The 13,109-nt window shown below is 68.7% G+C and carries 10 protein-coding genes and 3 tRNA genes; 12 read left to right on the forward strand and 1 reads right to left on the reverse strand.

Annotated elements, in window-relative coordinates; all coding sequences use genetic code 11:
• Positions 1-62: 62 nt before the first annotated feature.
• Positions 63-1,184 (reverse strand): glycoside hydrolase family 88/105 protein, encoded by a 1,122-nt coding sequence (locus DSM100685_RS04890; protein ID WP_152350237.1) that lies wholly within the window; start codon positions 1,182-1,184, stop codon positions 63-65.
• A gap of 484 nt (positions 1,185-1,668) precedes the next feature.
• On the opposite strand from DSM100685_RS04890, the gene DSM100685_RS04895 reads away from it, so the two are divergent.
• From DSM100685_RS04895 to DSM100685_RS04950, 12 genes are all read left to right on the forward strand, one after another.
• Complete coding sequence (locus tag DSM100685_RS04895) at positions 1,669-3,390, forward strand: rhamnogalacturonan acetylesterase (RefSeq protein ID WP_152350238.1); 1,722 nt, start codon at positions 1,669-1,671, stop codon at positions 3,388-3,390.
• A 59-nt stretch (positions 3,391-3,449) separates the two neighbouring features.
• Positions 3,450-4,793 (forward strand): glycoside hydrolase family 28 protein, encoded by a 1,344-nt coding sequence (locus DSM100685_RS04900; RefSeq protein ID WP_204314283.1) that lies wholly within the window; start codon positions 3,450-3,452, stop codon positions 4,791-4,793.
• Positions 4,794-4,823: 30 nt separating this feature from the next.
• Positions 4,824-5,063, forward strand: coding sequence for a hypothetical protein (locus tag DSM100685_RS04905; RefSeq protein WP_152350240.1), 240 nt, complete (start codon positions 4,824-4,826; stop codon positions 5,061-5,063).
• 100 nt (positions 5,064-5,163) lie between these two features.
• Positions 5,164-5,245, forward strand: a tRNA-Tyr gene (locus tag DSM100685_RS04910).
• A 1-nt stretch (position 5,246) separates the two neighbouring features.
• A tRNA-Thr gene (locus tag DSM100685_RS04915) sits at positions 5,247-5,318 on the forward strand.
• 6 nt (positions 5,319-5,324) lie between these two features.
• Positions 5,325-5,398 (forward strand) — tRNA-Met (locus DSM100685_RS04920).
• 48 nt (positions 5,399-5,446) lie between these two features.
• Positions 5,447-5,617 carry a 50S ribosomal protein L33 gene (gene rpmG / locus DSM100685_RS04925; protein WP_003814458.1) on the forward strand — a complete coding sequence of 57 codons (171 nt, stop codon included), beginning with the start codon at positions 5,447-5,449 and terminating at the stop codon, positions 5,615-5,617.
• 147 nt (positions 5,618-5,764) lie between these two features.
• On the forward strand, positions 5,765-6,982 hold the full coding sequence (locus DSM100685_RS04930; RefSeq protein WP_152350241.1) for a UDP-N-acetylmuramate dehydrogenase: 1,218 nt from the start codon (positions 5,765-5,767) through the stop codon (positions 6,980-6,982).
• 122 nt (positions 6,983-7,104) lie between these two features.
• A complete protein-coding gene (locus DSM100685_RS04935) occupies positions 7,105-8,553 on the forward strand; it encodes a tagaturonate reductase (protein WP_152350242.1) in 1,449 nt (482 codons plus the stop codon).
• A gap of 242 nt (positions 8,554-8,795) precedes the next feature.
• Complete coding sequence (locus tag DSM100685_RS04940; protein ID WP_163200937.1) at positions 8,796-9,542, forward strand: ABC transporter substrate-binding protein; 747 nt, start codon at positions 8,796-8,798, stop codon at positions 9,540-9,542.
• A gap of 27 nt (positions 9,543-9,569) precedes the next feature.
• The gene (locus tag DSM100685_RS04945; protein WP_152350244.1) at positions 9,570-10,085 is read left to right on the forward strand and encodes a type 2 periplasmic-binding domain-containing protein; all 516 of its coding nucleotides are present in this window, start codon (positions 9,570-9,572) and stop codon (positions 10,083-10,085) included.
• A 193-nt stretch (positions 10,086-10,278) separates the two neighbouring features.
• Complete coding sequence (locus tag DSM100685_RS04950) at positions 10,279-13,011, forward strand: alpha-L-rhamnosidase-related protein (RefSeq protein WP_152350245.1); 2,733 nt, start codon at positions 10,279-10,281, stop codon at positions 13,009-13,011.
• Positions 13,012-13,109 lie beyond the last annotated feature (98 nt).

Raw genomic sequence — 13,109 nt, forward strand, 5'->3', positions numbered from 1 at the left:
TCCGGTTCACGGAATGAAGGCGCGTTCAATCAGTGAACCGGAGCGGCGCGCGTCGAGTCGGCTTAGAGCCGGTCCCAGACCTTCTGGACCTCGCTGGTCATGATGAGGAACGAGCCCACGCCGTGCAGGTCGTTGGCGCTCGTGGGCCGCGCGCAGTAGAAGTCGTAGTCGCCCACGCCGGTGCCGACGCACACGCCGTCCACGATCAGGTCCTCCGCGCCGTCCGGGCGGGTCTCGTGCCCGAGGTTGGCGATCACGGCCTCGTAGCCGCGCCCGGCCGCCGCGAGGGCGGACTCGTCCATGACGCCCGCGCGCACGGCCTTGCACAGGGCGGCGGTGAACAGGCACGAGCACGACGTCTCCGGCCAGTTGCCCGCGTCCCCCGGACGGTCCACGACCTGCCACCAGCGGCCGTCCGGGCCCTGGTATTTGAGCACGGCCGTCAGCAGGTCGCGCACCATGGCCTCCAGGGCGGGCCGGTCGGGGTGTCCGGCGGGGATGAAGTCGAGGTCGTCGAGCACGGCCACGGGCACCCATCCGATGGAGCGTCCCCAGTGCTCGGGGGCGAGGCCGGTCTCGGGGTCGGCCCATGCGGCCTTGCGGGACCAGTCCCAGGCGTGGCGGTACAGGCCGTTGGCCGTTTCGGTGTGCTCGCGCATGAGCAGGGCCTGCCGGGCGACGAGGTCGAAGTATTCGGGGTGGCCGAATTCGGCGCCGTACTGGGCGATCACGGGCCCGCCCATGTACAGGCCGTCCAGCCACATCTGATGCGCGAAGGAGTTGGCCTTGTGCCAGAAGCCGCCATCGGGGTTGCGCGGGTAGTCTCGGATGGTGTGGGCGATCCAGTCGATGGCCGCGCGGTAGCGCTCGTCGCGGGTGCGCTCGTAGAGCGGGTAGAGCAGGATGCCTGGCTGCAGATCGTCGAGCTGGCTCGGGTCGGCGCTCGGGATGGAGCCGTCCGGGGCGACGACGCAGTTGACCCAGTTGCGCACGTAGTCGAAGTAGCGTTCGTCGCCGGTGGCGAGGTAGGTCTGGTAGACGCCGGACAGGAAGACGCCCTGATGGTAGTGGAAGTGGTTGCGCGGCGGCAGATCGGCTGCGGCGAACTTGCGCATCATCGTCTCGACGGATGCGACGGCGTAGTCGACGGGTCGTTTCGCGGTGTGGTCTGCATTGGCGGTCATGATTAGTGCTCCTTGGTTGGATCCGGGTCTCTCGACGCTGAGTGGTCCTTGTATCGGATGGAAAAAATGATAGGGGAGGCCGCCGCCGGCTCACGGAACCGGTGGGCTGCCGTTGCGTGCGCCGGCGGCGGCCGTGGGCTCGGTTGCCGCATACGCTAAAAACGTTGTGATTTCGCCGATTCGCCAATGGCTTTCACAGTGTGCGGCGGTTCACGGAATGAGCCGGTCGCCGTTGCGTGAGTCGGATGCTCGCACGTTCGTGTCGCGGAGGCGCAATAATGGATAGTTATTGAGCTAGAACTGACTGTTTGAGAGTAACTGTGCATGGGTGAGAGCGGATGCGTGCGTCCTGCTGTCGGCCCGGCCGCAAGAACGGATAGCAATTTCCCAACAATGGCGCATCGTTGTGCGGAAAACCCGTGGGGCATGGCCGTCGGCGCGGGTACATTGGCTCATAGTGCATCATCTTCGAGGGAGAATACCGATGGCCACTTATGACGTCAGCGAAGCGTACGACCCGAAGCGGGGGTATGGGCTCATCACGTACGAACTCATCACGCGGGCCGCCCACGGCGACGGTCCGCTTCCGCCGAGCGCGGAACTCAACGCGGGATTCGCCCCGCAGCCGTGGTACCGGCCCGGCGGCGCGTTCCGCAGCGGCCAGACCTCGGGATTCACGCCGACCTGCCTGCGCGTGGACGTGCCTGGGCACGGCAACTACCGCGTCGAGCTCACCGTCGCGCAGGACGGCCCGGACACCCGCTACGGCGACGTGTCCGACACGGGGCTGGGGGAGCGCGACGTGCTGGTCTTCGCCGGCGACCGGCAGCTCGTCTTCCGAGGGACCATGCCGGAGGACGGCGGGCCGCTGACCGTGCGCGCCACGGTGAACGTCTCCGACTTCGTGCCCCGCGGCTTCGAGGAACACGGGCCGCAGCGGGTGGACTGCGTGGCGCTCGCCGTGGTGGGGGCGCACGCGAGGCCGGTCGACGTTACTGTGGAGCCGGCTGACGAGCCGGTCGGCGAACCCGGCCGCGTGCCCACGGTGTGGATCGCCGGCGACTCGACCGTCACCGACGGCGAGGCCCAATACCCCTACGCCCCCTCGGACCCCTACTGCGGCTGGGGCGCGGCGCTTCCCTCATGGCTCGACGGCGGCGTGGCCGTCTCCAACCACGCGCGCTCCGGGCTGACCACGCTCACCTTCCGCTCCGAGCGCCACTTCGAGCCGATCCGGACCGACTGGCGGCCCGGCGACTACTTCCTCATCCAGTTCGGCCACAACGACCAGAAGCTGCCCGAACTCGACGCGCGCGGCGGATACCGGCGCGAACTGGAACGGTACGTCGCCGAGGCGCGCGGGGCCGGCGTCGCCCCGATCCTCGTCACCTCGCTGGCGCGCAACACATGGAACCCCGACGGCTCCTATCAGGACCTGCTCCACGACTGGGCCGAAGCCGTGATCGAGCTCGGGCGCGACCTGCGGGTGCCGGTGCTCGACCTGCACGCGCTGAGCATGGCGCTCGTCACAAGGCTCGGCGACGAGGGCGCCCGTCCCATGTACCACGCCGGCGACCGCACCCACATGCACGACGTGGGCGCCTACCGCATGGCCGGCTTCGTGGCCGGCGAAATGCGCCGCGTGCTCGCCGACTGGCCCGAGGACGCCCCGGACGCCGCCGCATACCGCGCGCTCGCCGCCCATGTGACCGACGGCTTCGGCGACTGGCCGCTGCCGCCTCGCGCCTACGACGTCGATCGCCCGCAGCTCGTGGTGGACCAGTACCTCAACCCGCTGTATCTGAAGTACACCGCCGAGCCGTACAACACCGGCGACATCTCGCCGTTCCGCAAGGCCATGCTGCTCACGCCGGTCGGCGGCGGGGAGGACGACGGGGGCAACGGGGACGCCGCGAAGGAAACCCCGGTCGCGCCGCGCCCGTTGGACGTGTGGCTGTACGTCGGCCCGGCCATCGACCCCGAGCCCGTCGTCGCCGCGCATCCGAAGATGGCCGGGGCCCTCGCCGCCGGTCATGCCGTGGCGTTGGTCGCGTATCTGCCCGAGGAGGTCGCGCAGGACCCATCCTCCCCGACGATCCCGCCGGCCGCCGTCGCCTATCTCAAGGCCAACGCGGGGCGGTACGGGATCGACCCCGAGCCGGTCTCCGTCACGCTGTCGCCCCACGCCGCACCGAACGCCGCATGAGCCTTCAACCCCGACAACCATCCCGACAACCATCCCATCAACCCCGAAAGGACCCCTCAGTGGATTACGTCATCACCGACTTCGGCGCAGTTGCCGACGGCGTCACCAACAACCGCGAGGCCATCCAGACCGCCGTGGACAAGGCCCACGAGGCCGGCGGCGGCCGCGTCGTCGTGCCCACGGGCCGCTTCCTGTCCGGCGCGATCGTGCTCAAAAGCCACGTGACGCTGCATCTCGCGACCGGCGCGTGGCTCATCAGCAGCCTCAAGTCGGAGGACGGCATCGACTTCGCCGCCGAATTCGACGACGACACGGAGAACGCCGGCTGGGAGGGCGGCTGCTTCCTGTTCGCCCGCCACGCCGAGGACATCGCCATCGAGGGCCACGGCACCATCTACGGCCAGGGCGACAAGGTGTTCTACGACGACGACTCCGACAACGGCTTCCACGAGAGCCCGCTCGCCGTCAAGGGCGCGCTGTGGGGCCGGCCGCGCACCACGTACTTCGAGGACGTGACGGACCTGACGGTCTCCGGCATCACGTTCCGCGACGCCGCGTTCTGGACCCTGCACATGGCCGGCTGCAACCGCGTGCGCGTGGACGGCATCCGCATCCTCAACGACCAGCGCGCCCCCAACAACGACGGCATCGACCCGGACACCTGCAAGGACGTGGTGATCACCAACTGCATCGTGTCCACCGGCGACGACGCGATCGTGGTCAAGAACACCCCGCCGATGGCCGCGCGCTACGGGGCGTGCGAGAACGTGGTCATCTCCAACTGCGTGCTCGCCTCGCGCGACTCGGCCCTGAAGATCGGCACCGAGACCGGCGGCGCGATCCGCAACGTGATCCTTTCGGACTGCGTGTTCCGCGACTGCTCGCGCGGCGTGGGCATCTGGGTGCGCGACGGCGCCACGATCGAGGACATCCACGTCCACCACGTCTCCGGCGCGACCCGACAGTACGCCGACGCGTACCACGACGGGCGCCGCGGCGGCTGGTGGGGCAAGGGCGAGCCAATCTTCCTGTCTGCCACGCCCCGCGCCAGGCCGACCGTGCCGCATCCGGGCGTGATCCGCAACGTGACGTTCGACCACATCTCGATGACCAGCGAGTCGTGCGTGTTCATCGCCGGCGAGGACGAGTCGCCGATCGAGAACGTGCGGATCACGGAGCTCGACCTGACGATGCGCAGGCAGGGCACGCAGCCGGCCAAGTGGTTCGACGAGCAGCCCAGCGCCCGGGGTCTGTACGAGCACGAGATTCCCGCGGTCTACGTGCGCGCCGGAAGGGACGTGGAGGTGAGCGGCACGCTGCGCCGCGAGGACGGGTACGCCGGCAGGCCGCTCGCCCTGACGGAGCGGAGCGAGCGCGTGCGCGTCGACCTGCGCGAACGCTGATTCGACACGCCGAAGGCCTACAATTGTGGCATGACCATACGTCGCTTCACCGCCTCGGAGCGCGCCCAGCTGGAGCTGCTCGACGCGGTGGAGCGTGTGACCCCGGGCGGGATGATCCGGTATTCGCCGGATTTTCGGGAGCGGGCTCTGCGCGAGTACGGGGCCGGCAAAAGCCCAATGCGCATCTTCGCGGACGCGGGCTTTCCCGTCGAAACCCTTGGAAACAAGCGGATTGAGCGGGCCTTCGCCCACTGGCGGAAGGGCCTGTGAGGGGCCTGCGGCGCTTCGGCGTGTCGCGGATTTGCGTTATTCGCCGCCCTGTGTAATGATAGTCCAGTTGCCGCTCAAGGCCTTGGTCAAGTGCGGCAATGGCGGATTTCCCAAGCGGTCAAAGGGAGCTGACTGTAAATCAGCCGCTTCGTGCTTCAGTGGTTCGAATCCACTATCCGCCACGCCCCGATAGCTCAGTGGTAGAGCACTTCCTTGGTAAGGAAGAGGTCGTGAGTCCGATTCTCACTCGGGGCTCTCCATGGCGGGGTAGCTCAGCTGGCTAGAGCGTGCGACTCATAATCGCAAGGTCAAGAGTTCGAGTCTCTTCCTCGCTACAAAGGCCGACGGCAGTCGGTGAACAACGAACACAGAGGTGACTAGATATGGCAAGCAAGAGCGCCGACATCCGTCCGGGCATCACGCTGGCATGCACTGAGTGCAAGGAGCGTAACTACATCACGACGAAGAATCGTCGTAACACCCCGGATCGTCTTGAGCTCAAGAAGTTCTGCCCGCGCTGCGGCAAGCAGACCGTGCACCGCGAGACCCGCTGAGCCATATCGCACATTTGCGTACTTTGCAAAAGACCCGACTCCAACCGGTCGGGTCTTTTCGTATTCCCGGGCGATTTTGGTCGGTCATTCCCCGGCCAGCAGCTGCCGGGAGTGGCGCACATCGTGCGCGGGCGTTAGGGTGAGGGCATGACTTCCTTTGCAGACATCACCACCATCGGCGTGGGCGGCCGCATCGCCCGATTCATCGAACCCACCTCGCGCGTGGGCGTGATCGAGGCCGTCGAGGACGCCGACGAGAAGGGTCTGCCGCTGTTCGTGATCGGCGGCGGCTCCAACACCCTCGCCTCCGACGACGACTTCATGGGCGTCGTGGTGCGCGACGCCCGCCGCCTCATCACCGTGCCGGACGAGGCCGCGCCCGTCGAAGGCGGGGAGCGCACCGTGCACGTCAACGCCGAGGCCGGCGCCAACTGGGACGATCTGGTCGAATTCTGCGTGCGCATCGGCCTCGAGGGCGTCGAGGGCCTGTCCGGCATCCCCGGCACCGTGGGTGCGAGCGTGGTGCAGAACATCGGCGCGTACGGCCAGGAGGTCGGCGACGTCGTTGAATCCGTGGAGGTGTGGGACCGCAAGGAGAAGAAAACCCGCGACCTCGCGCACGACGAACTCGGCTTCGGCTACCGGTCCTCCGCGCTCAAGGCCAGCATGTACCGGGCCCCCGGCGTGCCGGCCGACGCGTTCTTCCCCACGCCGCGCTACGTGGTCCTGTCCGTCACCTTCGCCCTGAAGCACAGCGCCACCGGCGTGGTCGGCTACGGACAGCTCGCCAAGGCCCTCGGCGTGGAGGTGGGCGACCGGCTCGAAACGCACGCGATCCGCGAGGCGGTGCTGCGCGTACGCGCATCCAAGGGCATGCTCGAGGACCCGAACCGCTATTTCGGCGCGGACATGGCCGGCACCAAGCGCGAGGAGAACATCGCCGCCGATCTGGCGGGCCTGCGCGAGGCCAACGGCGATGACGACAAGGACTTCGACCGCCACAGCTGCGGCAGCTTCTTCATGAACCCCATCCTGCCCGCCGGTGACCCGGCGCTCGACCGCCTGCCCGCCGAGGCTCCCCGCTTTGAGGCGACCCTGCCCGGAGGCGCACCCGGCGTCAAGACCTCCGCCGCATGGCTCATCGACCACGCCGGCTTCCCCAAGGGCTTCGCATCCGACGGGCGCACCGCCGCGGACGCCCCCGCTTCGCTGTCCACCCGGCACACGCTGGCCCTGACCAACCGCGGCGACGCGACCGCCGCCGACGTGGCCGCGCTCGCCCGCACCATCCAGGAAGGCGTCGAGGAGCGCTTCGGCATCCGGCTCATCCCCGAACCGGTCGTCATCGGCATGGATCTGGCGTAGGGCCGCCGCGCCCGCGCCACGTTCGGCCCCACCGCCCGATCTGCAACGGGTGGCAATCTTTTGCCACCCCGCAAACCGGGCGCTTTAGGCTGGTGATCACCAGACGAAAGGATCACACAGTCATGGAAAAGCTCAATGTCAACGTCGCCATCGAGCGGGGGCTCACCACTGCCGATGCCGCCAACCGCCCGATCAAGCTCATCCAGTTCGGCGAAGGCAACTTCCTGCGCGCGTTCGTGGACTGGATCGTCCAGCAGCTCAACAACAACGGCCTGTTCAACGGCAACGTCGCCATCGTCCAGCCGCTGCCGTTCGGCCGCGTCGCCGAGCTGGAGAAGCAGAACAACCTGTACACCGTCATCCTCGAAGGCCTGAAGAACGGCAGGGAAGTGCAGTCCCGCGAGGTCATCGACTCCGTGGGCAAGACCGTCGACCCGTATCAGGACTTCGACGCGTACCTCGCGCTCGCGGACGACCCGAACACGCAGATCATCATCTCCAATACCACCGAGGCCGGCATCGCCCTGTCTGACGAGGACTCCGCCGACGCCAAGCCCGCCAAGAGCTACCCGGGCAAGCTCGCCCAGCTGCTCAAGCGCCGCTTCGACAAGGGCCTGCCGGGCTTCCTCATCGTGCCGTGCGAGCTCATCGCGGACAACGGCGTCGCCCTGAAGAAGTGCCTCGAGGAAACCGCGGAGAAGTTCGGCTACGGCGAGGATTTCGTCAAGTGGCTCGACGAGGAGAACACCTTCGTCTCCACCCTCGTGGACCGCATCGTCCCCGGCTTCCCGCGCGACAACGCCGAGGCCCTGTGGGACGAGCTCGGCTACCGCGACGACAACATGGTCAAGGCCGAGCCGTTCCTGCTGTGGGCCGTCGCCGGCTCCAAGGAGGCTCAGGCCAAGGTCGACGAGCTCATCCCCGCCAAGCGGCTCGGCATCGACCTCGTCACCGCCGACGCCGTGCAGCCCTACCGCGAGCGCAAGGTCTACCTGCTCAACGGCCCGCACACCACCATGGCGCAGGTCGCCCGCCTCGCCGGCTTCACCACCGTGGGCGAGGTGATGAACGACCCGACCATGCGCTCCTTCATCGAAAAGGAGATGCACGAGGACATCATCCCCGTGCTCACCCTGCCCGAGGACGAGCTCAACGCCTTCGCCGACGCCGTGTGCGAACGCTATTCCAACCCGTTCGTCAAGCACGCGCTCGACTCCATCGGCCTCAACTCGGTCTCCAAGTTCACCGCGCGCCTCCTGCCGCTCGTCACCGCGAACGTCGAGGCCGGCCGCGGCCTGCCCAAGCGCATCGTGCTCGCCCTGTCCGCCCTGCTCGCCACCTACGGCGGCCTCGCCGAGCAGCCGGTCAACATCAACGATTCGGACGACGTGGTCGCCAGGATCCAGGACGCGGCCGCCGACCGCGCCACCTTCGTGACCAACGCGCTGGGCGACGCCTCCCTGTGGGGCTCCGACCTCAACGGCATCGAAGGCCTGACCGAGGCCGTCGAAGCCAACGTCGCCGCGATCGAGCAGGACGGCATCCAGCCGCTCATCGACGCGCTGGCGTGACGGCTTCCGTCGATTCGACCGAACGCGGCGGCCGCCGGGATTGGATTTCCCGGCGGCCGCCGCTTTTTGTTGCATGGCGATCATCCCATATGTTGCAGCAGTGTGCAAATGGTGGCAACAAAACCGTTGTGTGATCACAGCGCGCCGATCATGGTCTATACGCATCGACGTTGATGCGTGGCGTGCATGCCCCATGCACCGCAATGAAGGGAAGAACAATGAAGTATCCTCGCCTTGAAACCATGTTGATCAGAACCACGGCCGCTGTCTGCGCGGGCGCTGCCGCATTGTCACTCGCAGCCTGCGGGGCCGGCGGCGGCACCGCCAACGGACAGCCGGAGGGCGACGTGACGATCGGCATCTCCTTCTGGGGGCCGGATTCGCGCGTGCGCCTGACCCAGCAGGTCATCGACGGATTCGAGAAGGAGCATCCGAACATCCACGTGGAGGAGCAGTACTCCGACTGGAGCGGCTACTGGGACAAGCTCGCCACGCAGGTCGCGGGCAACAACGCGCCCGACGTGCTGTCCATCGACGAGATGTACCTGGCCTCCTACGCCTCGCAGGGCATTCTGGCGGACCTGTCCGCCTATTCGGACACCATCGACGTTTCGCAGTTCGACCAGTCGCTGGTGGACATGGGCAAGATCGACGGCACCTGGTACGGCATCGCAAACTCCCTGCAGGCCTACGCGGTCACGGTGAACAAGGACCTGCTCGCCCAGTACGGCTTCGAGCTGCCGGACACCTCCACGTGGACGTGGGACGACTTCAAGGCGTTCGCCAAGGAGGTGTACCGGAAGTCCGACGGCAAGGTGATCGGCGCGTTCCCGATGCGCAACGCCTACGGCCTGCAGCTGTGGGCCCGCCAGCACGGCGAGAGCCTGTTCGACGGCGACAAGGTGGCCATCTCGCCCGAGCTGCTGACCGAGTTCCTCAACATGCCCGCCCAGTGGGCCAAGGAGGGCCTGTACGACTTCAACGTGTGAAGCGAGGACGTGGCGACCACGTCCGACATGAGCAAGTTCAACACCAAGCAGCAGGCCATGAACATCGGCACGCTGCTCGGCATGAACTCGCTGTCGCAGAAGCTCGGCACGCAGAACCTGTCGCTCGAGCTCATCCCGAACGACTCCTCCAAGAAGGTCGGCTACTACAAGCCCGGCAACTACTGGACCATCTCGGCCAAGTCCGAGCACCCGAAGGAGGCGGCCATGCTCATCGACTACATGCTCAACAACCGCGACGGCGCCAAGATCATGGGACTCGAGCGCGGCATCCCCTCCCCGAACGACGTGCGCCAGTACATGGCCGAGAACACGGACAGCCTCGACAAGCTCAACTACGAGTTCATCGACAGGTACAAGGAGACGGTGGGCGGCGAGGCCCCGGAGGTCACCCCGAACGGCGCCAGCGCCATCGACAACCTGATCGTCCGCTACCAGCAGGACATCGGCTTCGGCAAGATCGCCCCGGCGGACGCGGCCACGGGCTTCATCGCCGAGCTGCAGAAGGCCATCGACGAGGCCTGACGGCGGGGGGGCGACGCTCTCCGCTGGCAACGGAACGCGGATTTTCGCGAGGCGTGGACGGCATGACGCCGTTTTCCCGGGAAGGTCCGCGTTCCGTTGCCGTGTCCGGCCCGGCCGCCCGGTCTCCCGACATCCGGCAAGACCGACGGAGGAACCGTCCGTCATACGAACCGACAGAGGAAAGGAAACCCACATGTCCGTCAATTCAGCTTCCGCATGCGCGGTCGGCCGCCCGTACGGCCTGACCGCCGACGACGCGGAGACGCCGTGGAACGCGTCCCCGAACCCCCGTTTCGCGTGGATGATGGAGGCGCTGCGGCCCGGAGCCGCGCAGTCGGCGTACGAGATCGCGGTGGAGGACGGCGCGACCGGCGGCGAGGTCTGGCGCTCCGGGCGCGTGGAGTCCGCGGAGCAGTCGAACGTGCGCTACGCCGGGCCCGCGCTGGAGCACGGCCGCCCGTACGCGTGGCGTGTGCGCGTGTGGGACCGGGACGGCGTGCCCACCCCGTTCAGCGAGCCGGCGTGGTTCGCCGTGGGGTTGGACGACGGCGAGTGGGACGCCCGGTGGATCGAGTCGGCGCGCGCGGTGGACGCGGTGGCCCGGTGGGTGCCGGCCAGCGAGGACGGGCGCGGGCCGGCCGGTTACGAGCCGGGCCGGTCGGACACGGGCAACGTGTACTGGCGTGCGCGCCGGACCGCGGCGCTGAAGGGGGATCCGGGGGCGGCGCCGGTCGTGCGGGCGCTGGTCTACGTGTGCTGCGCGCACGACTACGAGCTGCGCGTGAACGGCAAGCGGATCGGCCGCGGGCAGAACTTCGACTATCCGTCCGAGTCCCGGTACCAGGCGTGGGACGCGACCGAGGCCGTGGCGGCCGGGGACGGGACGCTCGCGTTGGACCTCACCTGCCGCTGGTACGGCGGCGGGCAGGGGCGCTGCCCGGACACCCGGCCGGCGCTGCTGCTGCATGCGGTCGTCTGGCGCGCGGACGGCTCGCGCGAGGACGTGGTCTCCGACGGCTCGTGGACGGTCGCGCCCGCGCCGTACGGCGGCGACGTGCTGCGCAACGGCGAGGGCGACTTCGTGGAGACCTACGACGCGAACGCCGCGTCGGACGGGGACGAGGCGGCGGGCCGGGGCGAGCCCGCGCTGGTGCTGGGCGCGCACCCGTGCCCCGAGATGCCGCACGTCGTCGCCGAGCTCGGACACGTGACCGACCTGCCCGCCGGCGAACCGCGCCTGACGACGCTGGGAGACGGCACGGTCGTGGCCGATTTCGGGAAAATCGTCACGGGCCGCTTCTCCGTGGACTTCCCCGCCGTCGCGGGAACGGGCCCGATCCCCGCCATGCCCCCGCTGACCCTGTGGGCCGGCTACGAATTGGACGCCGACGGCCGCGTGAAGACCGGGGCGGGCGATCCGGCGAACCAAGGCTCGGACCTGCGGTTCGTCGTCACGCCCCCGCGCGACGGGCGCGCATTCACCTACGACGCGTGGGACACCCTGTGCTTCCGCTACCTCATGGTCCCGCCGGCCGACGGCAAGCCGGCGCTTGCGGTCCGCGCGCGCGTCGTCCACGCGGAGGTGCCCTCCGGCGGCGAGGCCCGGCTGGAGACCTCCGATCCGACGCTCGACCGCGTGTTCGCGCTCATGGCCTACTCCGCGCTCAACTGCACGACCAACCAGTTCCTCGACACGCCCACGCGCGAGCGCGGCCAGTTCCTCGCGGACGGCTTCAACATCAGCCGCGCCGCCATGGCCGGCTGGCGCGAGCGGGCCACCACGGCCAAGGCGATCCGCCAGTTCCTCGATTCGCAGACCCGCTGGTGGTCGTCGCGTCCCGAGGACTCCGGCAAGTACAACAGCGTGTACCCGAACGTGGATCTGGGCCGCGACATCCCGGACTTCAGCCTCATGATGCCCCGCTGGGTGCGCGAGTACTACATGCAGACCGGCGATCTGGGCCTGGTGCGCGAGGCCATGCCGTACCTGGAGCGCACGGCCGACTACCCGCTGCGCGCGATCCCGGCCGACGGTCCGCTCGCCGGCCTGGTCGTGGACATCGACGGCGGCGGCACGGCCCCCAAGGCCCCGTATTTCCACGGCATCGTCGACTGGCCCCAGCCCGGCCGGTTCGGCTACGACATGGCGTGCCCGGCCCGCACGGTCATCAACGCGCTCTCCTATCGCGTGCTGGACGACGTGGCGTGGCTCGCCGGAGCCGTGGGCGACGCGGGATCCGCGGCGAGGCGGCGCGCGCAGGCGGACGCGCTGCGGGAGGCGATGAACGCGAAGCTCCTCAACGCGGACGGCGTCTACGTGGACGGGCTGATGGCGGACGGCACGCCGAGCGGGCACGCGGGGCAGCACGCGAGCTCGTTCCCGCTGGCGTTCGGCGTCGCGCCGGACGACGAGGCCGCCCGCGCGCGCCTGGCGGGGCACGTGGCCGCGATGGGCATGAGGCAGGGGCCGATGACCGCCGACGTGCTGGTCAAGTCGTTGTGCGACAACGGCCGGCGCGACGCCGCGCTGCGGCTGCTCACCAACGCGGACGACTGGGGGTGGGCCGAGCTGCTGCGCGACCGCGACGCCACGTTCACGTGGGAGCAGTGGCAGTACCCGGCCCCGGGCGGCGACCAGAGCGAATCCCACGGATGGGGCGCGGCGGCCCTGCAGTACGTGGTCGAGCGGATCCTGGGCGTCGAGGTCGTCTCACCGGGCGCGGCCGTGGTGCGCGTCGACCCGGCCCTGGACGCGTTGGGGCGCATCGACGGCACGGTCGTCACGCAGCGCGGCCCGGTGCGGGTGCTGGCCGACCGGGGCGCGGGCACGCTGCATGTGGAATTGCCGGCGAACGTGACCGGCGTGGTCGCGCTGCCCGGCGGCGAGGCCACCGTGACCGGCGGAACACACGACTTCGCGCTGTAACTGATTGGAACCGCGGCTGGAACGATGCGGCGGGTGCATGTACTCACATGCGCCCGCCGCTTTTTGATGGATGATGGCGGCACTCGCTATGCAACAAA

This window comes from Bifidobacterium avesanii (genome assembly GCF_009299475.1).
In the GTDB taxonomy this organism is placed as follows: Bacteria; Actinomycetota; Actinomycetes; order Actinomycetales; family Bifidobacteriaceae; genus Bifidobacterium; species Bifidobacterium avesanii.